Here is a 23,335-nt window from a genome sequence, read left to right on the forward strand (position 1 = left end):
AACGCTCAGTCCTCGGGCACGAAGCTTTCGTGGCCGGCAGCCCGCAAGGCAGCGCGGAGCTTCACGGCCGTGGCATCCATGACCGCAGGATCCGGGTTATGGTCCACGTTGTGCACCTCAAAGTCCGCCATTGAATAGGCGGGCCAGATGTGCACGTGCAAGTGCTCAACCTCGAAGCCTTCCATCAGGACGCCCACGCGCTTGGCACTGAAGAGCTCTTCCTGGACCTTGCCGATGCTCTGGGCAACGTCCATAACCTTGGCCAACAGCTCCGGGCTGGCGTGCGTCCAGGAATCCACTTCCTCACGAGGCACCACCAGCGTGTGGCCCGGCGTGATCGGGGCGATGGTCAGGAAAGCCACAACGTCCTCGTCCTTCCAGACGAAGCGGCCTGGGATTTCCCCATTGATGATCTTGGTGAACAGCGTGCTCATGCATCTGCCCTTTCTGACGGTTCCTGAAGTGTTGCGGTGTCCAGCACGAAACGGTACTTTACGTCCCCGGCCACCATGCGGTCGTACGCTTCATTGAGCTGTTCGGCGCCTACGATCTCAATGTCGCTGGCAACTCCATGCGCGGCGCAGAAGTCGAGCATCTCCTGGGTTTCCCCGATCCCGCCAATCAGCGAACCTGTATAGGCCAATCGACGGCGTATCAGGAGCCCCGGGCTGACGGGCGGCATGTCTTCACCCGGCAGTCCAAGCTGGAAAAGTGCTCCATCAAGCCGCAGCGTGCGGAAGTAGGGGTTGAGGTCGTGTGGCGCGGCGACGGTGTCAATCATGACATCGATGCTGCGGTTGGCACCCGCCATGGCCTCGGGGTCCTTCGAGAACACCACGTGGTCCGCTCCCAATTCCCGTGCGGCGCCGAACTTCGCTTCAGAAGTGGTAAACACAGTTACCTCCGCGCCCATGGCCTTGGCGATCTTGACGGCCATGTGGCCCAAGCCGCCAAGCCCCACCACTCCCACCGAATCTCCCGCTTCGACGTCGAAATACCTCAACGGCGAATAAGTGGTGATTCCGGCGCACAACAGCGGAGCGGCGGCCGCGGCGTCCAGGGCTTCAGGGATGCGCAGCACGAAGCGCCGGTCAACCACCACCGACGTCGAATATCCGCCCTGCGTGATTGCGCCGCCATTGCGCGGGTCCGGAACTCCGTACGTGCCAACATTGCCCCGCTCGCAGTACTGCTCCAGTCCTTCCAGGCAGCTCTCGCATTCGCGGCAGGAATCCACCAGGCAGCCAACGCCGACACGGTCACCAGGAACGAAACCCTGCACTGCGGCGCCGACTCGGGTAACCCGGCCAACGATCTCGTGGCCCGGGACCAGCGGATAGGGTGGCAAACGCCATTCACCACGTGTCGCATGAACATCCGAGTGGCAAAGACCGCAAAACTCGATCGCGATCTCCACATCGTCTTCCTTCGGCGCCCTTCGCGCCACGGTCAGCGGTACCAGTCCGCTGTCCGGGGAGGTGGCACCAAACGCTGCCGCGAGCGTGGATCCTGCCAGTTCCGATGATTGCACGGGGATTGGCTTCGCTAGGGGCGGGGGCACGGGGCGTCCAGGCGTCATGATCCGACGCTACTCCCGGCAACGGCGCTTGTGCCACTTGGGCGGCGGGCGATTGGGGTATCCCCATCCTTCGCCTCGCGTTCAGCCTCGAACGGTTCACTGCCAACGGCTACGGGATTGTCCGCATTGTTTGACCATTGCGAAAACGAACCCGGGAAGAGCGCCGCTGAATATCCGGCAAGTTCCAGGGCGGCGACCTGATGCGAGGCCGTTACGCCGGAACCGCAATACACAGCGACGTTGGCGGAGGCGTCAACTCCCAATTCAGCGAAGCGCCTGCGCAATTCCTCCGCTGGCAGGAACGTGCCTTCCGCGGTGACGTTTCCGGTGGTCGGTGCGCTCACAGCGCCCGGAATATGTCCGGCACGGGGATCGATCGGTTCGATTTCGCCCCGGTACCGTTCCCCGGCCCGTGCATCCAGCAGTACGCCTTGTTCATGCCAGTGCGCAGCTTCCTCCTCGGTGATCGTCGGCATGTTGCCGCCGCCCAGGGTGACATTCCCGACGTCGGGAGTCACCTCGCCTGCCTCCGTCGGGTGACCTTCCGCGCGCCAAGCGGCCAGGCCGCCGTCGAGCAGGTAGACGTTTTCCACGCCTGCGTTCCTCAGCATCCACCAGGCTCGGGCCGCGGCCATGCTGCCACTGTCGTCGTACGCGACTACGGTGTCGCCGTCGTTGATCCCCCATCGTCGCGCGGCAACCTGGAAGCTGTCCACGGACGGAAGGGGATGGCGGCCCAAGGCGGGCTGCGCGTGGTCCGCGAGTTCGCTGGGCAGGTCCACAAAAACCGCACCTGGCAGATGGCCTTCCAAGTACCGGCTACGTCCATCCGTTCTCCCCAGGACCCATCGAACGTCCAGGAGTATGGTCCGCACGCCCGCCGCGAGCCGCCGGTGTACTTCGGACGCGTCCATCAGAATGGTCATCTGCTCTCCTTCAGGTCTGAGTGCGTGGGCGCTCTGCCACCCTTGCCAGTCTTCCAGCCTAGTCTTGTGTTCCCTACCGCGCCGGTACGCTTGTCCGGTGAGCAATTCGTGCATCCAGGACAGGGTTTGGGCCAACGAGGCCATTCGCAAGATCGAAGCTGAGAACAACCGTTCGGCAGATACGCACCTCTACGCAGTCCCCCTGCCCGAGCATTGGGGCGTCCATCTCTACCTGAAGGATGAGTCGACGCACCGATCCGGCAGCCTCAAACACCGCTTGGCCCGTTCGCTGTTCCTCTACGGCCTGGTTAATGGCTGGATCACGGAGGGCACCACGATCGTGGAAGCCTCCAGCGGCAGCACTGCAGTCTCGGAAGCGTACTTCGCCCGTCTCATTGGCCTGCCGTTCATCGCTGTGATGACCAAGACCACCAGCCCGGAAAAGATCGCCCTCATCGAGGAATTTGGTGGCGCGTGCCTCCTTGTGGACCACGCCTCGGAGGTATACGCGGTGGCGGAGGAGACGGCGAAAACGTCGGGCGGCTATTACATGGACCAATTCACCTTCGCCGAGCGCGCCACGGACTGGAGGGGCAACAACAACATCGCTGAATCAATCTTCCAGCAGCTCTCCCGCGAAGAGCATCCGGTACCCGAGTGGATCGTAGTGGGCGCAGGAACGGGCGGCACGAGTGCGACCATCGGCCGCTACCTGCGGTACAACAGGCATAGCACCTGCCTTGCAGTGGTGGACCCGGAGAACTCTGCCTTCTACCCGGCATGGCGGGACGGTGACCCTGCCGCGGCCACCGGTTTGCCGTCCCGCATTGAAGGTATCGGCCGTCCGCGCGCCGAGCCGAGCTTCGTCCCGGCTGTAATCGACCACATGATCCAGGTCCCGGATGCAGCTTCCGTGGCAGCAATGCGGCACCTGCGCAAGCTCACGGGCTTGCACGCAGGGCCCTCCACGGGCACCAACCTTTGGGGCGTCTGGCAACTCGTGGCCCGGATGGTTTCCCAGGGGCGGAAGGGAAGCATTGTCTCGCTCATGTGCGACGGCGGCGAGCGCTATACCGGCAGCTATAACGACGCCGCGTGGCTGGCCAGCAAAGGACTGGACCCTTCACCGTACGAAGCTGCGCTGGACCGCTTCCACGAAACCGGTATTTGGACGGATTAGACCTCTATGGATTCGCGGGGTGCGAGTCGCGTGTAAGTGGTTCCGTAACGGGCGCCGATCCGGGTGACGTGGCCCTCCACAATTCCCCTGCCCAGCTCATTAAGCAGACCGTCATGGACGGGGAACGCCCGGGGTGCGCGCACGGAGATGACAAAGTCCACCACTTCCCCCACTTTGGACCATGGCGCATGAATGGGCACCAGGAGAGTCTGGACATTGATTCCGTCCGGGACCACGAATGAATCACCCGGGTGGAAGACATTCCCATCCACCAGGTAACCGATGTTGGACACCACGGGAATCTGCGCATGGATAACGGCATGCTGGCCACCGAAGGTCCGCACCTGGAACCCCGCTGCCTCGAAACCGGATCCCGGTTCAACCACGTGGATGCGCCTGACCAAAGCGTCGGATCCAGCGTCGGATCCAGTTGCGTCGGTCTGTGCTGCCTCGGTGAGGGATTTCGCAACGCCCGCGGGCGCATATACCTCAAGCGAAGAGTTGCTGCGTAGGGCGGCCAGCACGGCCGGGCGATCAATATGGTCGTTGTGCTCGTGGGTTACAAGTACTGCATGTGCGCCTGCCAAGGCTTCCTCGGACTCGGAGAAGGTGCCGGGATCGATAACCAGGACCCGCCGGTCCTTCTCCAGGCGGACACAGGCATGCGTGAACTTGGTGAGCTTCATGGTCACAGCCTAGGGGCGGCCGCCGACAGTTTCCAAGCCTCCCCTGCTGGTAAAATTGGGGTTTGCCAGCGTTCCCAGGGAAGTGAGTCTTTCAATGCCACAGGGCACCAATTCCGCCACGACAGGCCCAGCTTCGCCTGCGGCCACCGGCGTCAGGGAGCAGCGCGTTACCAAGCAGCGCCTGGCCGTCAGTGCCGCCCTGGATGAATTGGACGACTTCGTCAGCACCCAGGAACTGTACCGACTGCTGCAGAACAAGGGCATCTCTGTATCCCTTGCTACGGCCTACCGCATCCTGCAGTCCCTTGCAGACGATGGACTCATTGATGTCCTCCGCAACGGTGAGGGCGAAGCCGTCTACCGCCGCTGCACAGTGACGGGACACCATCACCACTTGCTGTGCCGGAACTGCGGCAAAGCTGTGGAAGTGGAGGCCCCCGCCGTCGAAACCTGGGCGGCGCGTACAGCCGCTGAGCATGGTTTCACTGAGGTCGCGCACACTGTCGAGATCTTTGGACTGTGCCCCGAATGCACAGCCAAGAAGGCCGCCGGCAGGCTTTAGAGGGCGCCCGCAGGCTGGTCCCTTGAGACGCGGCCATTGAGCCCACGGTCTGCCCGCACCCGCCCGATCACGCGGCACGCCACGTAGATAAGGAATGACAACGTGGTGACGTAGGGGCTAATGGGTATCCGGCTGCCAAGGGCAAGCAGAATGCCACCCACCGTGGCGACGGTCGCGAACACAACACTCAACAGCACCACAAGGCGTGGTGAGGTAGTAACCCGCAGTGCGGCCGCGGCTGGCGTAATGAGCAGTGCCAAGACCAACAGTGCGCCGACAATCTGGATGGATAAGGCCACGCTGACTCCAAGCAGCACCATAAAGCCGATCGCCAGGCCACGAACAGGCACACCGCGGGCTTCAGCCATTTCAGGATCCACGCTTGCGAAACTGAGCGGGCGCCAGATTGCGGCAAGGGCAATCATCACCAGAACGGCCGTGCCGGCGAGGGCCTGAAGCTGGACAGTGTCCACGGAAACAATCTGGCCTGTGAGCAAGCCGAATTTATTTGCGGCACGGCCCTCATACAGGGCAAGGAACAAGATGCCCAAGCCAAGCCCGAACGGCATGATCACGCCGATGATCGAGTTCTTGTCACGGGCCCTCACACCCATGAATCCCAGCAGGACCGCCGCAGCCACTGAGCCAATCAGCGAGCCGAAAATGATGTCGGCCCCGATCAGCAGGGCAAAAGCCGCACCCGCGAAGGACAGTTCAGAGATGCCATGGACGGCGAAGGCCAGGTCCCGTTTCATCACGAACGTGCCAACAAGCCCGCCAAGAAGTCCCAGGACAGCCCCGGCCCAGATGGAGTTCTGGACAAGTACCAGCAATTCGCCATAGTTCTCAAAGTTGAAGATGGTCTGCAGGATTCCATCCAGGTCCATTTAGAACTCCTGCCCAGCGGTGGCGTGCGCGTCGTCGTGGAAGTGCGTGGTCGCGTCAGGAAGCCCGACGACGACGATTCTCCCGTTGGCGTGGATGACCTCCACATGGCTGTTGTAAAGCTCCGACAAAACTTCAGTGGTCATGACTTCCTGTGGCGTCCCGACGCGGAAATGGCCGCCAGCCAAGTACAGGACGCGATCAACGTAGTCGATTACGGGATTGATTTCGTGGGTTACGAAGACAACGGCACTGTTGCGCGCATGGCATTGCTCGTTAATGAGCGAACTGACGCCCTGCTGATGATGCAGATCCAAGGACAGCAGCGGTTCATCACAAAGGAGCACCTGTGGTTCCGTGGCCAATGCCTGCGCCACCCGAAGCCGCTGCTGCTCTCCGCCGGACAACTGCCCGACAGGCACCTTCGCATAGTCCGAGGCTCCCACCAGCTCCAGCAGTTCATCGATGCGCTGGTTTACCTTGCCCGAGGACAGCCGCATACCCCAACGGTGCCCGTCGATGCCCAGCCCAACCAGGTCACGTGCGCGCAAAGGCGTATCGGGCGCGAAGGACTTTTGCTGGGGGATGTAACCGATCCGTTTGCTTCCCCGTTCAACCGGGTGCCCGCCCAAGGAAACCGTTCCCGACTTCAGTTCCTGAAGGCCCAGCAGAACTTTCAGGAAGCTGGTCTTACCACTGCCGTTGGGCCCGAGGACGGCAAAGAACTCCCCCGGATTGATGTCGAGGTCAAGATCACGCCAAAGTGTCCTCTTGCCGAACTGAAGGCTCGCTCCGCGGAGGCTCACTACGGGTGTCAAAAGTCGTCCTCGATTCATGCGTTGCTGGCGAACGCAACTGTTGTTGGCGCCTCTAGGTTGGCGCCTGTGCTGGTGCAGGATCCTGTGCTGGTGAGAGACGGGAGCCCCGCAGCCATCCTGAATATCTTAGGACGCGCACGGGGCCGGCACCGCAATGGAAGGCCAGGAAATCTACTTCTTGAGTGCAGCCGCGATGGAATCCACGTTGCCTGTCATCCACTGCACGTAGTCCTTTCCGTCCGGCAATGTTTCCGTGAAGTTCACGACCGGCACGCCCGCAGCCTCCGCGGCCCGCTTGACGGACTCAGTCTGCGGCCCTTCCGTCTGTTCGTTGTAAGCCAGCAGCCGGACACCTCCGGCGCTGACCATGTCAGTTGTTTCCTTCAGGACAGATGCCGGAACGTCGATCCCCTCTTCAATGGCAGCGCTGTAGGCCTCCGGAGTCTTGTTCTCCAGGCCAGCTGCTGCCAGCAGGTACAAGGGAACGGGCTCGGTGATCGCCACAGGAGCGTGGTCGTTGGCTTCCTTGAGGGCACCGAGCTTCCCGTTGATCTCTGTCAGCTTCGCCTTGAACGTGGCGGCATTGGCTGAAAAAGTCGAGGCCGACGCAGCATCCAGGCTACCGAGCTTGCTGGCAACCGCATCGGCGAATTTGGCCATCGTGTCCAGGCTGTACCAGACGTGCTCGTTGAACCCGCCGTGGTCATGGTTGTGCTCTTCTTCGGAGGACGCAGCGTCGCTATGGCTTTCCTCTTCGGGAGCCAGCCCCGAGACCTCAACGGCGCTGATCATGTTTTCGTGGCCGACCTTGGTCTCGTCGGCAATCTTGTGGAGGAACTCGTCATAGCCTCCGCCGTTTTCCACCACGAGCTTGGCCTTGGAAATAACCAGCTTGTCCTGTGCACTGGCTTCGTAGGAATGCGGGTCCTGGCTGGTCTTGGTGATAATCGCATTCACTTTGACTTTGTCCCCGCCAACAGCTTTGACGACATCCGCGTACACGTTCGTGGAGGTCACCACTTCAATGGCTCCCGACGATGAGGACGGCGCTCCTGCCCCGGCGCTTCCGGAACAGGAAGAAAGCAACAGGGCGGCAAGGCCGGCAGAAGCGGCCATTGACATGCGGGCGACGGAACGGCGCACGGGAACCTCACATCTACTCAAATGAGAATCAAAAACATCTACTGGTTGAGTTCAGCTTAGCCCTAAATGGGAATGATTCCTATTTAGCATGTCTGGCGTCGACCACCCAAAGGCCGACGCCAGCCATGATTGTCGCTATTGCTGCGTCTGCGGACCGCCCAGGCGGCGGATTCCCGTCGCCTGGGTGGCGTCGCGGATCTCGCCCACCAGTTGCTCGATCACGTCCTCAAGGAACAACACGCCCTGCGTCGCCCCTCCGGGATCAACCACGCGGGCCAAGTGGGACCCGGTCCGCTGCATCACAGACATCGCCTGTTCGATCTCGTCCTCCGGGGAGAGGTTCGCCAGGGAACGGATCCGCCCCTCAGCAATAGGATGGCGGCGCCCCTCCTCCGGTATGGAGAGGATGTCCTTGACGTGCAGGTATCCGGCGAGTTCGCCGTCGTCGTCCACCATGGGGAAACGCGAGAAGCCGGTACGGCTGACAGCCTTTTCCAACTCGATCGGAGTCGTCGCCGTCCTGAGGACCACCAACTTGTCCAACGGAACCATGATGTGCGACGCCGTGTGTTCAGAGAATTCCAAAGCACCGCTGAGCAAACCTGCGTCGTCGTCCACCAGGCCATGCCGCGTGGACTCCTGGACAATCGACTGGACTTCCTCGAGGGTGAACGAGGACGACACTTCGTCCTTGGGCTCGATCTTCATCAATCGGAGGATGTGGTTTGCCAGCCAGTTAAGTGTCCAGATCACCGGTTTGACCAGACGGCCAATAAACATCAGCGGCGGCGCCAACAGGAGGGCCGCCTTGTCTGCCACGGAGACCGAGATGTTCTTGGGTACCATCTCTCCGAAGGTCACGTGCAGGAACGTGACGAACAGGAGTGCAATCGCGAAGGCGATGACATCCGCCAGTTCCATCGGCACGCCAACCATCTCAAGCGGCTCCGCCAAAAGGTGATGGATGGCCGGCTCTGCAACCTGAAGAATCAGGAGAGAGCAGACTGTAATGCCCAGTTGTGCGCAGGCCAGCATCAGGGACACGCTCTCCATGGCCCGCAAGGTGGTTTGGGCCCGCTTTGAGCCAGCCTCCGCCAAAGGCTCGATCTGGCTACGGCGCGCGGACATGACGGCGAATTCAGCAGCAACGAAGAAGGCATTGCCGATCAAGAGGACCACGAGCCAGGCAATTCCTGCCCAGTCACTCATACGGCACCTGCTTCGTGGCGGTCATTCTGCGTGTCCTTAAGCGTGGCCTCGTCATCGGCAATGTGGTGGAAGCAGATCCGGTCAATTCTCCGCCCGTCCATCCGTGTCACCGTCAACGTGCCCCCGCCGGCGTCCACCACATCACCCACCTTTGCAATGCGGCCAAGCTTGCTCATCACGTAACCGCCAACAGTTTCGTAGGCAGACTCATCTGGAACGGTCAGGTTGGGGATTTGTTCGGACACTTCATCCGGCCTCAGCAGGCCGGGAAAGTACCAGTCGCCGGACGCACTCTGCAGAAGGCCCGGACGGACTTTGTCGTGCTCGTCCGAGACCTCGCCAACGATCTCTTCCACAAGATCTTCCAGGGTAGCGATACCGGCAGTGCCACCATATTCATCGAGTACAACAGCCAGTTGCAGGTTTCCTTCGCGCAGTTCGGACAGAAGCGCATCCAGATGGATGGTCTCTGGAACGCGAAGTACGTCCGTCATGATGGCACCTGCCTGCAGCTTTGCCCGACGGTCCGCGGGCACGGCCACTGCCTTCTTGACGTGGACCACGCCGCGGATGTCGTCAGCCGAGTCACCGATGACCGGGAAGCGGGAGTATCCGGTCCTCCGGGCGGCGTCGAGGATGTCAGCCACGGGCTGGTCCGCGTCGATCGTTTCCATCCGGATCCGTGGCGTCATGACGTCCGCTGCTGTGCGCCCCGAAAAGTTCAAGGTTCTCGCTACGAAGTTTGCGGTGCCGGCGTCCAGCGTGCCCAGCTCGGCAGAGCGCCGGACGAGGGAAGCCAACTCGGCCGGAGTCCGCGCTCCCGAGATTTCCTCTTTCGCTTCCAGTCCAAACAGGTTCAGCACCCTGTTGGAGAAACCGTTGAGCACCACGATCGCGGGCTTGAAGACGGCGGTAAAAATGAGCTGCGCACGGGCCAGCCTCTTGCCCAGCGGGAATGCCAGGGCGATGGCCATGTTCTTGGGCACCAGCTCGCCCAGGAGCATCGACAGCAGGGTGGCGAAGGCCATCGCGACAACCAGGGCTATGGAGTGTGCGACTTCCGGAGTGAGGCCAAGCAGGCCCAGCGGACCCACAAGCAGCTGCCCCACAGATGGCTCCATGACGAAACCTGTCAGGAGCGTGGTCATCGTAATGCCAAGTTGGCAGCTGGAAAGCTGGGTGGACAGGGACTTCAAGCATTTCAGGAGCGGAGCCGCGGCGTGGTCGCCGTTCTCGACTGCCCGCTGAACGCTGGCCTGGTCCAAGGCGACCAAGGAAAACTCAACTGCTACAAAGAAGCCGGTGCCAAGAATCAGGGCAAAGCCGGCAAGGAGAAGAACCCATTCCACTTAGCGCATCCCTCCAAGGGCAGGCGCTTGCAGTTTGGAAGTTCCGCTGACGGGGGAGATTCGCCCCGGCGGAGGCTGATCGGGTGCCTCAGACGCATGGTCCGTGGCACCACCGGCTTGGAACGCCGGCGCGTGATGGGCATGTGAACGGGTGTTGCCGGCTCGAGGGGTGCGCTGTGCGGAGTTGCCTGATTGGCTCCCCCGACAGTTCCCAGGCCGGCACCTAGATTTACTGTCCATAAGGGTTTCAGTCTACAGGGCAGGTGCCGCGGGCCCGCGCAGTGGTCTCCTGCTTGAAGAAAATGGAGTGCCCGAGCATTACGTCGGCCTCAACATGATTTAGGTCACCACTATTGGCAGTTAACCAACGATCCTAACTAGACTGACAAAGGTCTGAGTTCGCGGGACCCGGACCCTGGTGCATCGTTGCGGAAAAGCAACCTTGGCCAGCGGGAAATCAAAACTCATGGAAGAGGCGTATTTCAAGTGCCAGAGCAGCCCAGCCACCGTCTACCAGAGGAATTTGGCGGAAACGAGTGGCTCGTTGACGAACTGTACGAGCGGTACCAGCAGGACAAGAATTCGGTCGACGCCAAGTGGTGGCCGCTCTTCGAATCCTTCGACACCGGTGACGGCACTTCTTCCAACGGAACCTCCGCAGCCCCAGCCGCTGCCAATCCCCCCACCCAAGTACTTCCCGTGGTAGCTCCGGCTGCAGCGGCACCGGCACCGGCGCCGGCCGCTCCCGAAGCTGCCCCTGCGACCACCCCTGCCGCTGCTGCCGGTGAAGCTGCTGTTGCGGCCCCGGCGAAGAAAGCCCCGGCCACGGTAGCCAAGGACGGAGCAAAGAAGCCCGTCGGCGGCAACGCCGCACAACCGATTCCCGCCCAGCTACCCAAGAGCACCAAAGCGCCAACTGCTCCGGAAGAAGACGTCGTTTCCGTCCTCCGCGGACCGGCCAAGGCCATCGCTACCAACATGGTGACCAGCCTTGAAGTGCCAACCGCCACGAGCGTCCGGGCAGTTCCCGCCAAGCTGCTGATCGACAACCGCGTCGTCATCAACTCCAACCTTGCACGTGCCCGCGGCGGCAAGGTGTCCTTCACGCACCTCATCGGCTACGCAGTAGTTCGCGCGCTGTCCCAGTTCCCGTCGATGAACGTCTACTATGACGAAATTGATGGCAAGCCGAGCGCCGTCCAGCCTGCCCACGTCAACTTCGGCATCGCTATTGACATGCCCAAGCCCGATGGCACCCGCCTCCTGATGGTTCCCAACATCAAGAAGGCGGAGACCATGGACTTCGCCGAGTTCTGGCACACCTATGAGGACCTCATCAAGCGTGCCCGCAGCGGCAAGCTCACGGCGGATGACCACGCCGGCACCACGGTCTCCCTGACCAACCCCGGCGGCATTGGCACGGTGCACTCCGTACCGCGTCTGTCCAAGGGCCAGGCAGCCATCATCGGCGTCGGTGCCCTTGATTACCCGGCGGAGTTCCAGGGTGCCAGCGAGAAGATCATCGCCCAGAACGCCATCAGCAAGATCCTCACGCTGACCTCTACCTACGACCACCGGGTTATCCAGGGCGCAGGCAGTGGCGAGTTCCTTAAGCTCGTCCACCAGCTCCTGCTTGGCGCACAGAACTTCTACGATGAAATCTTTGAAGCCCTCCGCATTCCCTACGAGCCCGTCCGTTGGAGCCCTGATCTCCAGGTTGACCCTGCAGACGAGATCAACAAGGTTGCCCGCATCCAGCAGTTGATCCACTCCTACCGTGTGCGTGGCCACCTCATGGCGGACACGGATCCCCTGGAATACGTTCAGCGCAAGCACCCTGACCTGGACGTCCTGACCTACGGCCTCACGCTCTGGGACCTGGACCGCGAATGGCCTACCGGTGGCTTCGGCGGCAAGCCGCAGCTGAAGTTCCGCGACATCCTGGGTGTTCTCCGGGATGCTTACTGCCGCACTACGGGCATCGAATACATGCACATCCAGGAGCCGGCTGAGCGTAAGTGGTTCCAGGACCAGTTGGAGCACCCGTATTCCAAGCCGAGCCGCGAAGAGCAGCTGCGCATAGTTTCCAAGCTGAACGCAGCCGAGGCTTTCGAAACCTTCCTCCAGACCAAGTTCGTCGGGCAGAAGCGCTTCTCCCTTGAAGGCGGCGAGTCGCTTATTCCGCTGCTTGACGCCGTCATTTCGGACGCCGCCGACGACGGCCTGGACGAAGTCGCCATCGGTATGGCCCACCGTGGCCGCCTCAACGTGCTCACCAACATCGCAGGCAAGACCTACGCACAGGTGTTCCGTGAATTCGAAGGCACCCAGGACCCGCGCTCGGTCCAGGGATCCGGAGATGTCAAGTACCACCTCGGCACTGAAGGCACGTTCACCTCGGATAACGGCAAGCAGACCAAGGTCTACCTCGCCGCCAACCCCTCCCACCTTGAAGCAGTCGATTCCGTACTCGAAGGCATCGTCCGCGCCAAGCAGGACCGCCTGGACCAGGGCGAATCCTTCCCGGTCCTGCCCATCATGGTTCACGGTGACGCAGCATTCGCAGGCCAGGGCGTTGTTGCCGAGACACTTAACCTTTCCCAGTTGCGTGGTTACCGCACCGGCGGCACCATCCACGTGATCGTGAACAACCAGGTTGGCTTCACCACGGCACCGTCCTCTTCGCGTTCATCGACGTACTCCACTGATGTTGCCAAGATGATCCAGGCCCCCGTGTTCCACGTGAATGGCGACGACCCTGAGGCCGTGGTGCGCGTTGCGCAGCTCGCGTACGAGTTCCGCCAGCGCTTCCACAAGGACGTCGTCATCGACATGGTGTGCTACCGCCGCCGTGGTCACAACGAAGGTGACGACCCCTCGATGACGCAGCCCCTGATGTACAACCTGATCGAAGCCAAGCGCTCGGTGCGCAAGCTGTACACAGAATCGCTGATCGGTCGTGGCGATATCACCGAGGAAGAAGCAGAGCAATTGCTCCGTGACTACCAGGAACGCCTGGAGCGGGTCTTCGCTGAGACGCATGCTGCGCAGACCTCCCCCATCCCGATCATCACGGCTGATTCTGCTGCGGTCTCGGACATCGAGCGCCCGATTGCCCAGCAGGCGGACTTTGGAATCAACTCGCCGGCTTCTACAGCCATCTCCCCTGAGACCTTGGCACGGATCGGCAAGGCCCACCTTGAGATCCCTGAGGGCTTCACGGTTCACTCCAAGCTCAAGCAGCTTCTGGAAAAGCGCGAGCAAATGTCCCGTGAAGGCGGCATTGACTGGGGCTTCGGCGAGATCGCGGCCTTCGGCTCGCTGATCATGGAAGGCGTTCCCGTCCGCCTGGCCGGCCAGGACTCGCGCCGCGGTACCTTCGTGCAGCGTCACGCAGTGTTCCACGATCGCGCCAATGGCAACGAGTGGCTGCCTCTGGGCAACCTCTCGGACAACCAGGCCAAGCTGTGGATCTACGACTCCCTGCTCTCCGAATACGCCGCCATGGGCTTTGAATACGGATACTCGGTGGAGCGCCCCGACGCCCTCGTGCTGTGGGAAGCCCAGTTCGGTGACTTCGTCAACGGTGCGCAGACCATCATCGACGAATTCATTTCCTCCGCAGAGCAAAAGTGGGGCCAGCGTTCCTCGCTCGTCCTGATGCTGCCGCACGGCTACGAAGGCCAGGGTCCTGACCACTCATCGGCACGCATCGAGCGGTTCCTGCAGCTCTGTGCCGAGGACAACATGATCGTCGCCAACCCCACCACGGCAGCGTCGCACTTCCACCTGTTGCGTCGCCAGGCTTACAGCCGTCCGCGCAAGCCGTTGATCATCTTCACGCCGAAGCAGTTGCTCCGCCTCAAGGGTGCCGCGTCCGCCGTCGAGGACTTCACCACCGGCGGGTTCAGGCCAGTCATCAGTGATCCCGAAGTGCAGGCTGCCAACGTGGACCGCGTCATCCTGGTTTCCGGCCGGTTGTACTATGACCTCCTGTCCAACCGACAGAAGTCCGGGGACACCTCGACGGCGATCATCCGCGTGGAGCAGCTGTACCCGCTGCCGAAGGCCGAGATTGATGCAGAGCTCGCCAAGTACCCGAACGCGGACATCGTCTGGGCCCAGGACGAGCCCGCCAACCAGGGTCCGTGGCCGTTCATGGGCCTGAACCTGGCACCGGAGCTGGATCGCAAGCTCCGCCTCGTATCGCGTCCGGCATCTGCATCTACTGCCGCAGGCTCCATGAAGCGCCACGCTGCTGAGCAGGATGCCTTGATCAAGCAGGCGTTCGAACGCAAGTAGCCAAAAAACTGCCCGGTCGGAGGTGCTGTCAATGCACCTCCGACCGGGCAGTTCTGTTTAATGGGACAGGTACCCGGTTCATCAAGCCGGCCGCAGATCCAAAAGCCGTGCAAGGACCGTAACGAGTGTGAAGAGGTAACCGTGGAAGACAGGAAGCTGCGTATCGCGGCTGTAGGAGATGAATTGCTCGCTGGCCTGGGTGACCCCCGCGCCTTGGGTTGGCTCGGAAGAGTGCTGGCCCGTACACCCCAGGACAGCGTCGTGGTGGAAAGCTTCTCACTCCCCTGCCCCATGGAAGGCACTGAGGGCTTGGCTTCCCGATGGCAGGACGAAGCTGGCCGGCGTTTCAGCGACTCGCACGAAAACCGGCTGGTGATAGGACTCTCCGGCCGCGACCTGGAGTTCGGCCTTTCCACGGCGCGCAGCCGCTTGAACCTCGCCAACATCCTTGATGGTGCATCGCACAGTGGGGTCGAAGTCTTCGTCGTTGGTCCCCCGCCCACCCTGGACCCCGCTCGCAACAAGCGCCTGGCCGATCTCAACACGGCTTTTGCCGATGTCACCACCCGGCGCAACCACCACTACGTTGACACATTCTCCCCGTTGCTCAACCATGAGCAGTGGAGGACGGACCTCGCAGCCAATGGGGGAACACCGGGACAGGCCGGCTACGGATTGATTGCGTGGCTCGTCCTGCACCGTGGCTGGTTCCAATGGCTTAATATCGCTCAACCGGAGTAGCCATGACGCCGGACCTGCAGGGTTGTGTCAGAGCCGTTTCCACAGCGGCAGTTGTTGCCATCCTGGCTGCCACAGTTTCCTGCAGTTCCGGCCCTCCATCGCGATCGGCATGATCGTCGTCGCCGGCCACGCAGGCACCCTCGACTCATGGTGCCAGGCGCCATGGTGCTGTTGCGCACTCCGGAAGGAAAACTCAGCGCTTCCTAGGGCACGGGCGTTCGGGGTAGCGAACGCCCTGTGTCGGCGGACGATCATATCCGAGTCGGATCTGTCACCAAGACCTGGACAACCACCGTCATCCTGCAACTCGTGCAGGAGGGCAAGCTTTCCCTGGACGATCCCGTTTCCAAGCATCGACCCGACGTTCCCGGCGGTGACAGGATCACCGTGGAACAACTCCTGACCATGCGCAGTGGGCTGTTCAACTACACCGAGACCCTGGAGCTCAACTCTGCCATGGACCAGGAACCGCAGAGAGTATGGGAGCCGGAACAGCTCCTTGCCCTGGCGTTCGCCCATCCCCCATATTTTGGGCCAGGCGAGGGGTTCCACTACTCCAACACCAACACGGTCCTCTTGGGTCTCATTGCCGAGAAAATCGAGGGAAAGCCTCCTGGATCCATCGCCCGCGCGTTGATCGGCAAGATCTACCGCCCTGCCGCTTGATTCTCCCCAGGCCATTGCCTCTTCTTCATTCGCGATATATCGTGTTTTCATCAACGCGATATATCGCAATTTGGAGGGATCATGCCTGACGAGCTCTGGACCGTAACCGGCCCACAAACCATCGACGTGGATGATGTCCACTCGCTCAAACTTGGAATAGTAAAGGGCAGGTTCGACGTCGTCACCCACGACGAACCCTTCGTCCGGATAGAGGTCAGCGAGATCAGCGGCGACCCCCTGACCATCACACTCGTGAACGGCCGCCTCGAGGTACGCCATCAGCTCCAAGGACCACAAGGATGGTTCCGAAACCTGATGGGGACTGTCAACAACACCAGCACCAACTCGGTAGTGGTCGGGATCGCGCTGCCGCCTGGAGTGGACGTCGAAGCGGGAACCGTGAACGGCGATGGCATGGTCTCCGGCATCAACGGCCGGGTCCGGCTCAACACAGTTTCGGGCTCGGTTATGGCGGATGGGACCAGCGGTGAATTGCACGTCAACACCGTCAGTGGCGAAGTCATCGCAAGAAACCACGACGGCGTCCTGACCGCCAAGAGCGTCTCGGGTGAAGTCACCGCTTCGGGCAACTTCAAGAATGTCAGGGCCAGCACTGTGAGCGGGGACCTGAGCTTCGATCTCCACGACTACACCAACGACCTCGGAGCCAATTCCGTGTCAGGTGACCTGACCATCCGGCTGCCGCACGACGTCGGCCTGGACATCATTGCAAAGTCCGCCAGCGGCACCGTCATCATTGATGACCAGATGTATGCCCAGCCCGGAAGCAAGGTGGAGACAATCGTCGGTCCGGATGAACGGCTCATGGTGGTGCGGACCAATACAGTCTCGGGCAAGACATACATCATCCACGGCACAGAGCCGGCCTCTGAAAATGACCACCCGGTGCCCGGGGAGGCAGGTCTCTGATGCCTCCTGTTTTTGCGCACGGCGCCCTGCGCTTGTACCTACTGGCACTCCTTGAGCCAGGGCCCAAGCATGGATACGAGCTGATCAAGGACTTGGGTGACCGCTTCGGCGGTACCTACTCCCCCAGCGCCGGGACGATTTATCCGCGTCTTGGGAAGCTGGAGGAGGAAGGCCTTGTGGTCACAAGGACAGAAGGCCGGCGCACCAAGTACTTCATCACGGAGGCAGGGCTGGCGGAACTGAACCGTCGGCGCCTGGAGCTGGCGGACGTCGAGGATAATATCTCGGCCTCTGTTCGCCGGCTGGCAGACAACCTGCGGGAAGACATCAGAAGCAACATGCGTGGGCTGAAGGCAGATCTCGCCGCCACGGCTGAGGCCGCACGCATCAATGCGACGGCCGCCACCTACCAGAGCCGGACAGCAGGCTTCTCCCCTGAGGGCCAGCGAATGCTCAAAGAGGCCGAGCTGTTGGTCCAATCATTCCGGGATGACATCCGCGTGGAGCTGCGCCAGCACAGCGCCTCGCACCCGTTGAATCCCGTCACCCTTGAGACAGTGCGTGCCGTGTTGGACCAGGCCCGCATCTCGATCAGGAATTCGCTGCGAAGCTGACAACCGCCCAACCCGGTTCGCGACCGAACGCCCGGATGTGCGAAACTGGAGGGCAGCTCTATTGAGTATCAATCATTGAAGGAGGCCAGCTATGAGCAAGCGTGCACGTAAGCGTCGTGACCGTAAGCGCGGCGGCGCGAACCACGGCAAGCGTCCCAACACCTAAGCCAGCGGCTTAGCGTCAAGGCTTAAAAGCGAGGGCCCCGGAAACCTTACGGTTTCCGGGGCCCTTGGCGTTGTTGGGCCTTTACCGAAGCCCTGGCTGGATCAGCGGCCAGCGCTGGATCAGGCCTCCACCGGCTTGATGGAGTGGATCCGGTCAAGTATTGAGTTCTTGAGGTTCTCCGGCGCGGACTCGGTACACGAACGCTTGACCATGGTGCGGATCAGGCATTCAAGGTCATACTGCTCGGCACACTCCTCGCAAGTATCCAGGTGCTGTTTGATTTCCGTGAGGTCCTCGCGTGTCAGCGCGCCATCGAGGTACTCATAGATCCGCTGCATCCGAGTGTCGTCGCAATCGCCCAATCCCTGGCAGTCGCTCATTGCTCTTTCTCCTGATTGTTGCTCCCGGCCGTGGCCTGGTCTTCGGTGTGGGCCTTGAAGCCCCGTTCTGCGGCGTAGTCCGCCAGCATGTCCCGCAGCATCTTCCTGCCGCGGTGCAGTCGCGACATGACAGTGCCGATGGGGGTGTTCATGATCTCTGAAATTTGCTTGTACGCGTATCCCTCGACGTCCGCGAAGTAGACAGCCAACCGGAATTCCTCCGGGATGGCCTGCAATGCGCTCTTGACGTCGGAATCCGGCAGGTGGTCCAAGGCTTCAGCCTCGGCGGAGCGCAAGCCCGACGACGTGTGCGACTCAGCCTTGGCCAACTGCCAATCCTCGATCGTGTCCGAGTTGGACTGCAGCGGTTCCCGCTGCCGTTTCCGGTAGAGGTTGATGTAGGTGTTCGTCAGGATCCGGTAAAGCCAGGCCTTGAGGTTGGTCCCCGGCTTGTACTGGTGGAAAGCCGAGAACGCCTTGGTATAAGCCTCTTGGACGAGGTCCTCGGCGTCGGACGGATTACGAGCCATCCTCATAGCCGCTGAATACAGCTGGTCCACATACTGCATGGCGTCGCGCTCGAAGCGTTCCCGCCGCTGTTCGGGAGTTTCCGTAGCGACATCGACGTCGGCCGGTGCCGGGGCATCGGCGGCGCTATCCTCCGGGGACGAGTCGGCTGCTTCGTACATGGCCGCTGCGGCCGGTTCAATGGTGCTCATCGTTGCCAAGTCTACTGTCAGCTTCCGGGAATCCGGCTGCGCAGGATACCCAGGCTCCAGGAGACCCACTCGGTCCTTAACCAAGGTCAAAAAACCAACTCCGTTCAGCGAAGCGGCAACACCATGCCGCGGCCCGGTCTTCACCGTGCTTGTTGTTCACAACGGCAGGCGCTGGGTAAATATTCCGCAAAGGTGCAAGACTAGAGCAGACTGCACCCCTTGAACACAGCACTTACTGAATAACGTCATGAAATTATGACAAGCCATCCAGGAGGCAAGACATGTCTGTTATCCGTTTTCTCGCGCGGCCGATGCTCGCGTCCAGCTTCGTCATCGCAGGTCTGGACAAGCTCAAGAACGCGGACGACACTGCGAAGCAATTGTCGCCTGTGCTTCGCCGCGCCTCTGAGTCCCTGCCTTTCCCGACTGACGAGAAAGTCCTGGCCCGGGTTATCGGCGGGGCGCAACTAGGTGCCGGCGCGTTGCTGGGGCTTGGCAAATTTTCCCGCTTCGCTGCGACGGTTCTGGCGCTGACTTCCGCGCTGAACTCCTATGTGGAGTGGCGGTCAGCGGACATCAGCTCCAAGGAAGGCCGGAATGCACGCCGGGCCCAACTCCTGAAGAACATTTCCCTTACCGGCGGCGTTTTGCTGGCGTCTGTCGACACAGAAGGCCGCCCGAGCCTGGCATGGCGGGCCGAACACCTGGCGGCCGACGCCAGGAAGGTCACCGGAAAGCAGTTCAAGAGGGCAGACAAAGCAGTACGCAAGGCCGTAGACAACGCAGTTGGAGCATAAGGAAGCATGACAGGTACCACCGCAGCAAACACGGGCTCAACGAACTCCATCCATACCCTGCCTCTGTGGGCGGCTCCCTATGCCACAAGGCCAGTGGATGCCACAGTGACGGTGCCGGGCTCAAAATCGCTCACCAACCGGTTCCTGGTCCTTGCAGCGTTGGCCGACGGACCTTCCCGGCTCCGGGCCCCCCTTCATTCCCGTGACTCCGTCCTGATGATCCAGGCGCTGAGGCAACTGGGCGCCACCGTCACCGAGGTACCCGGCGACGGTGGTTACGGACCGGACCTTGAGATCACCCCCATGGATCCTTCAGCTGCGGGTGCGGACACTGCCATCGATTGCGGCCTTGCCGGGACAGTCATGCGGTTCGTTCCACCTTTGGCTGCGCTGCGCAATGGTTCGACCATGTTCGACGGCGATCCCCACGCCCGCAAGCGGCCCATGGGGACCATCATCGAAGCACTGCTCGCTCTCGGAGTTCCCGTCGCCACCGAAGGCGGCAGGACGCCGTCGGCCCTTCCCTTCTCGGTGGACGGCACGGGCGAGGTCCGGGGTGGCCACCTGGTGATCGACGCAAGCGCATCGTCCCAATTCGTCTCGGCTTTGCTGCTCGTCGGGGCGCGGTTCACTGAGGGCCTGCACCTGGAGCACGTCGGCAAGCCAGTGCCCAGCCTTGACCACATCAACATGACCGTGGCCGTCCTGCGCAGCGTCGGCGTCAAGGTCGATGACTCGGTGCCCAACCACTGGCGGGTCTCCCCCGGAGCCATCCAGGCATTCGACCAGCGGATCGAACAGGACCTTTCCAACGCCGGCCCGTTCCTCGCTGCTGCACTGGCAACCCGCGGAACCGTCCGGATCCCCAATTGGCCCATGCAAACCACCCAGGTTGGCGACCTCTGGCGCAGCATACTCACTGCCATGGGGGCCACCGTAACCCTCGAGAACGGTACCCTCACCGTGAAGGGCGGTCCGGAAATCAAGGGCGCGGACTTCGACGAAACCAGCGAACTTGCGCCCACGGTCGCAGCGCTGTGCGCCCTGGCTACGGGCCCGTCAAGGCTGACCGGTATCGCCCACCTTCGTGGCCATGAAACCGATCGGCTCGCCGCGTTGGCCGCTGAAATCAACCGGCTGGGCGGCGACGCAGAGGAAACAGCCGACGGCCTTATCATCCGCCCGGCTGCTTTGCACGCAGGCGTCGTCCACAGCTATGCCGACCACCGCATGGCTACGGCGGGCGCCATTCTGGGGCTCGCCGTTGAAGGTGTGCAGGTGGAAGATATCGCCACGACGTCCAAGACGATGCCCGAATTTCCACAGATGTGGGAGGCCATGCTGCAGCAGCGCACAGGCGACGATGAGACCGTCACCAGTGAGGCCAGCAACTGACCATGGGCCGCGACGCACGCTCCTGGGACGAATCGGACGTCCGGATCCGTCCGAACAAAAAAGGATCAAGGCCCCGGACCAAGGACCGCCCCAGCCATGATGACGCAGTCATCGGCCGGATCATCACGGTAGACCGCGGGCGCTACACGGCCATCGTTGGGGAAGACTCCGCGGACGAGCGTATTATCATCGCCGCACGCGCGCGTGAACTACGGCGAAATCCCGTGGTCCCCGGCGATTTCGTCGCGCTGGTGGGCGACGTATCGGGGGCGCCGGACACCCTGGCAAGGCTGGTGCGTGTCGAAGAACGCAAGACGGTCCTTCGCCGCAGCGCCGATGATACCGACCCCATCGAAAGAGTGGTGGTGGCCAACGCGGACCAACTTGTGGTGGTGGTCGCCGCGGCCAACCCGGAACCGCGCACTGGCTTTATCGACCGCGCCTTGGTTGCAGCCTACGACGCCGGGATCGAGCCACTGCTGCTCGTCACCAAGGCTGACGTCAAGGATCCTGCCGAGCTGTTGTCCAACTATCTCAGCCTGGACTTCCCTGTCATCATCAGCCGTACGGCCGACGCCGAAGCTTCCGGTATTGACGCCCGATCGGACGACGGACTGTCCGCGCGTCTGGACAGCAGCGCCGTTGCCCAATTGCGGGCCCACCTTGATGGCAAAGTGACAGTCATGCTTGGCCATTCGGGAGTCGGCAAGTCCACCATGGTCAACGCCCTGACCGGCGCTGAGCGCGCTACGGGTGGCGTTAATGCTGTCACCGGAAGGGGCCGGCATACGTCGTCGTCGGCGTTGGCCTTGAAGCTGGCGGACGCGCCGTCCGGTAGCTGGATCATCGATACCCCCGGTATTCGTTCCTTCGGACTCGCGCACGTGGACCCCGATCGCATCCTGCATTCCTTCCCCGATTTGGAACCGGGCACCGAAGCTTGCGACCGCGGCTGCAAACACGATGCCAGTGCCATCAATTGTGGACTTGACGCGTGGGTGAACGAGGGAAACGCCGGTCCTTCCGGAGTGGCACGGTTGTCTTCGCTCCGGCGGCTGCTGGGCGCAGACCCGCGTTTGGAAGCGAAGGAAACCAAGGAACTGGGTACCGTCAACTAAACATTGGTGGAACACGGATCCAACTGCAGGGAAAGTTTCACGATAGTTTGGTGGCATGACCCAACCCGTATCCAGCTACAACGATGATCTGCGACTGGCCCACGTGCTGGCGGATTCCGTGGACGCCCAAACCATGGACCGCTTCAAGGCACTGGATCTGCGGGTCGAGACCAAGCCTGACCTCACTCCCGTTACTGATGCCGACAAGGCTGCGGAAGAAGCAATCCGGGGCCAGCTGTCGCGCTCGCGCCCCCGGGACGCTGTCCTCGGCGAGGAGTTCGGCAGCAGCGGCCACGGCTCCCGGCGCTGGATCATCGACCCCATCGACGGCACCAAGAACTTCGTGCGTGGCGTTCCAGTGTGGGCCACCCTGATCGCACTCGTGGACGAAGGCGAGCCGGTGGTTGGAGTTGTCAGTGCTCCCGCACTCGGCAAACGTTGGTGGGCGGCAAAGGACATGGGCGCCTATATGGGGCGCTCCCTGGCCTCGGCCACCCGGCTCAAGGTGTCCAACGTTTCGCGCCTGGCCGATGCTTCGATGTCATATTCCAGCCTTTCCGGTTGGAAGGAACGCGGCAATCTCGACGAATTCCTAGGTCTGACGGAAGACATCTGGCGCACGCGTGCCTACGGCGACTTCTGGTCCTATTGCTTGGTGGCCGAGGGGGCCGTGGATATCGCCTGCGAGCCGGAATTGAACCTTTACGACATGGCCGCGCTTGTACCCATCGTCACGGAAGCCGGCGGCCGTTTCACCTCGTTGGAAGGCGAGGATGGCCCCTTCGGGGGCAACGCCTTGGCCACCAACTCCATCCTGCATTCAGAGGTCCTCAAACGGCTAAACCCCGCCTTGGATGACCTCCTCTGATCCAGCGATACGAGCAAGACATCTGGCTGTGGATAGAATTTTCGACGGCGGATGCCTCCTTTACGGGGCATCCGCCGTTTTTTCTTCGCCCAAAGGGCTGTTTCGGCACGCTTCGTAACAATCCGCTTAACAAAGCGAAGCGACTTTGGAACAGGCCGGAGGCTTGCCCTAACCTCTTTACAGGTCACGAGTGCCAGCGCTAAACCCCGGTTTGCTGGCCGGCAACCCTCCATTCGCGGTGGGGTGCCCCGGGTGACGACCTGGCCGGTCCGGAAGGGATACGGCAAGCGCGGATCCCCTGT

General features: G+C 61.8%; 22 protein-coding genes and 1 riboswitch. Of the genes, 11 read left to right on the plus strand and 11 right to left on the minus strand.

Annotation, left to right across the window (positions count from 1 at the left end; translation table 11 throughout):
• Positions 1 to 5: 5 nt before the first annotated feature.
• From LDN75_RS16365 to LDN75_RS16375, 3 genes are read right to left on the minus strand one after another with little or no spacing between them, the layout of a single operon-like run.
• Positions 6 to 434: an HIT family protein gene (locus LDN75_RS16365; protein ID WP_223933508.1), complete on the minus strand. Its 429-nt coding sequence runs from the start codon at positions 432 to 434 to the stop codon at positions 6 to 8.
• Positions 431 to 1,579 (minus strand): NAD(P)-dependent alcohol dehydrogenase, encoded by a 1,149-nt coding sequence (locus LDN75_RS16370; protein ID WP_223933510.1) that lies wholly within the window; start codon positions 1,577 to 1,579, stop codon positions 431 to 433. The genes LDN75_RS16365 and LDN75_RS16370 overlap by 4 nt, the downstream gene beginning before the upstream one ends.
• Positions 1,576 to 2,505, minus strand: coding sequence for a sulfurtransferase (locus LDN75_RS16375; protein ID WP_223933512.1), 930 nt, complete (start codon positions 2,503 to 2,505; stop codon positions 1,576 to 1,578). The genes LDN75_RS16370 and LDN75_RS16375 overlap by 4 nt, the downstream gene beginning before the upstream one ends.
• Positions 2,506 to 2,602: 97 nt before the next feature.
• Between LDN75_RS16375 and LDN75_RS16380 the strand changes: the two genes are divergently transcribed.
• On the plus strand, positions 2,603 to 3,685 hold the full coding sequence (locus LDN75_RS16380; RefSeq protein ID WP_223933514.1) for a PLP-dependent cysteine synthase family protein: 1,083 nt from the start codon (positions 2,603 to 2,605) through the stop codon (positions 3,683 to 3,685).
• Here the strand turns inward: LDN75_RS16380 and LDN75_RS16385 are convergent.
• Positions 3,682 to 4,371, minus strand: coding sequence for an MBL fold metallo-hydrolase (locus tag LDN75_RS16385; protein ID WP_223933516.1), 690 nt, complete (start codon positions 4,369 to 4,371; stop codon positions 3,682 to 3,684). The genes LDN75_RS16380 and LDN75_RS16385 overlap by 4 nt on opposite strands.
• 94 nt (positions 4,372 to 4,465) lie before the next feature.
• Between LDN75_RS16385 and LDN75_RS16390 the strand changes: the two genes are divergently transcribed.
• A complete protein-coding gene (locus tag LDN75_RS16390) occupies positions 4,466 to 4,933 on the plus strand; it encodes a Fur family transcriptional regulator (protein ID WP_223933517.1) in 468 nt (155 codons plus the stop codon).
• Here LDN75_RS16390 and LDN75_RS16395 read toward each other — a convergent pair.
• The 5 genes from LDN75_RS16395 to LDN75_RS16415 form a co-directional block, all read right to left on the minus strand.
• Complete coding sequence (locus LDN75_RS16395; RefSeq protein WP_223933519.1) at positions 4,930 to 5,820, minus strand: metal ABC transporter permease; 891 nt, start codon at positions 5,818 to 5,820, stop codon at positions 4,930 to 4,932. The genes LDN75_RS16390 and LDN75_RS16395 overlap by 4 nt on opposite strands.
• A complete protein-coding gene (locus LDN75_RS16400; protein ID WP_223933520.1) occupies positions 5,821 to 6,636 on the minus strand; it encodes a metal ABC transporter ATP-binding protein in 816 nt (271 codons plus the stop codon). It lies immediately after the preceding gene.
• Positions 6,637 to 6,807: 171 nt separating this feature from the next.
• A complete protein-coding gene (locus LDN75_RS16405; protein ID WP_223933522.1) occupies positions 6,808 to 7,779 on the minus strand; it encodes a zinc ABC transporter substrate-binding protein in 972 nt (323 codons plus the stop codon).
• Positions 7,780 to 7,914: 135 nt separating this feature from the next.
• Positions 7,915 to 8,988, minus strand: a complete 1,074-nt coding sequence (locus LDN75_RS16410) for a hemolysin family protein (RefSeq protein WP_223933524.1) — start codon at positions 8,986 to 8,988, stop codon at positions 7,915 to 7,917.
• Positions 8,985 to 10,337 carry a hemolysin family protein gene (locus LDN75_RS16415; RefSeq protein ID WP_223933526.1) on the minus strand — a complete coding sequence of 451 codons (1,353 nt, stop codon included), beginning with the start codon at positions 10,335 to 10,337 and terminating at the stop codon, positions 8,985 to 8,987. The genes LDN75_RS16410 and LDN75_RS16415 overlap by 4 nt, the downstream gene beginning before the upstream one ends.
• Positions 10,338 to 10,823: 486 nt before the next feature.
• Here LDN75_RS16415 and LDN75_RS16420 point away from each other — a divergent pair, with 486 nt between their 5' ends.
• From LDN75_RS16420 to LDN75_RS16440, 5 genes are all read left to right on the plus strand, one after another.
• Positions 10,824 to 14,639, plus strand: a complete 3,816-nt coding sequence (locus tag LDN75_RS16420) for a multifunctional oxoglutarate decarboxylase/oxoglutarate dehydrogenase thiamine pyrophosphate-binding subunit/dihydrolipoyllysine-residue succinyltransferase subunit (protein WP_223933528.1) — start codon at positions 10,824 to 10,826, stop codon at positions 14,637 to 14,639.
• A 141-nt stretch (positions 14,640 to 14,780) separates the two neighbouring features.
• On the plus strand, positions 14,781 to 15,380 hold the full coding sequence (locus tag LDN75_RS16425) for a GDSL-type esterase/lipase family protein (protein WP_223933530.1): 600 nt from the start codon (positions 14,781 to 14,783) through the stop codon (positions 15,378 to 15,380).
• A gap of 237 nt (positions 15,381 to 15,617) precedes the next feature.
• Positions 15,618 to 16,046, plus strand: coding sequence for a serine hydrolase domain-containing protein (locus LDN75_RS16430; protein WP_223933532.1), 429 nt, complete (start codon positions 15,618 to 15,620; stop codon positions 16,044 to 16,046).
• A gap of 81 nt (positions 16,047 to 16,127) precedes the next feature.
• Positions 16,128 to 16,976 carry a DUF4097 family beta strand repeat-containing protein gene (locus LDN75_RS16435; RefSeq protein WP_223933534.1) on the plus strand — a complete coding sequence of 283 codons (849 nt, stop codon included), beginning with the start codon at positions 16,128 to 16,130 and terminating at the stop codon, positions 16,974 to 16,976.
• On the plus strand, positions 16,976 to 17,590 hold the full coding sequence (locus LDN75_RS16440) for a PadR family transcriptional regulator (protein ID WP_223933536.1): 615 nt from the start codon (positions 16,976 to 16,978) through the stop codon (positions 17,588 to 17,590). Before LDN75_RS16435 ends, LDN75_RS16440 begins: the two co-directional genes overlap by 1 nt.
• Positions 17,591 to 17,875: 285 nt before the next feature.
• Here the strand turns inward: LDN75_RS16440 and rsrA are convergent, their stop codons facing one another.
• Together rsrA and LDN75_RS16450 are read right to left on the minus strand one after the other, a co-directional pair.
• Positions 17,876 to 18,136 carry a mycothiol system anti-sigma-R factor gene (gene rsrA, locus LDN75_RS16445; RefSeq protein WP_216923992.1) on the minus strand — a complete coding sequence of 87 codons (261 nt, stop codon included), beginning with the start codon at positions 18,134 to 18,136 and terminating at the stop codon, positions 17,876 to 17,878.
• Positions 18,133 to 18,945 (minus strand): sigma-70 family RNA polymerase sigma factor, encoded by an 813-nt coding sequence (locus LDN75_RS16450; RefSeq protein ID WP_275959786.1) that lies wholly within the window; start codon positions 18,943 to 18,945, stop codon positions 18,133 to 18,135. Before LDN75_RS16450 ends, rsrA begins: the two co-directional genes overlap by 4 nt.
• Before the next feature lie 191 nt (positions 18,946 to 19,136).
• Between LDN75_RS16450 and LDN75_RS16455 the strand changes: the two genes are divergently transcribed.
• From LDN75_RS16455 to hisN, 4 genes are read left to right on the plus strand one after another with little or no spacing between them, the layout of a single operon-like run.
• Positions 19,137 to 19,652, plus strand: a complete 516-nt coding sequence (locus LDN75_RS16455) for a DoxX family membrane protein (RefSeq protein WP_223933537.1) — start codon at positions 19,137 to 19,139, stop codon at positions 19,650 to 19,652.
• A gap of 6 nt (positions 19,653 to 19,658) precedes the next feature.
• A complete protein-coding gene (aroA, locus tag LDN75_RS16460) occupies positions 19,659 to 21,047 on the plus strand; it encodes a 3-phosphoshikimate 1-carboxyvinyltransferase (RefSeq protein ID WP_223933539.1) in 1,389 nt (462 codons plus the stop codon).
• A 2-nt stretch (positions 21,048 to 21,049) separates the two neighbouring features.
• A complete protein-coding gene (locus LDN75_RS16465) occupies positions 21,050 to 22,165 on the plus strand; it encodes a ribosome small subunit-dependent GTPase A (RefSeq protein WP_223933542.1) in 1,116 nt (371 codons plus the stop codon).
• A 55-nt stretch (positions 22,166 to 22,220) separates the two neighbouring features.
• On the plus strand, positions 22,221 to 23,033 hold the full coding sequence (hisN, locus tag LDN75_RS16470; protein ID WP_223933543.1) for a histidinol-phosphatase: 813 nt from the start codon (positions 22,221 to 22,223) through the stop codon (positions 23,031 to 23,033).
• Positions 23,034 to 23,215: 182 nt separating this feature from the next.
• A riboswitch (SAM riboswitch) is annotated at positions 23,216 to 23,329 on the plus strand.
• Positions 23,330 to 23,335 lie beyond the last annotated feature (6 nt).

The sequence above is a fragment of the Arthrobacter sp. StoSoilB5 genome, from assembly GCF_019977235.1.
Classification (GTDB): Bacteria; Actinomycetota; Actinomycetes; order Actinomycetales; family Micrococcaceae; genus Arthrobacter.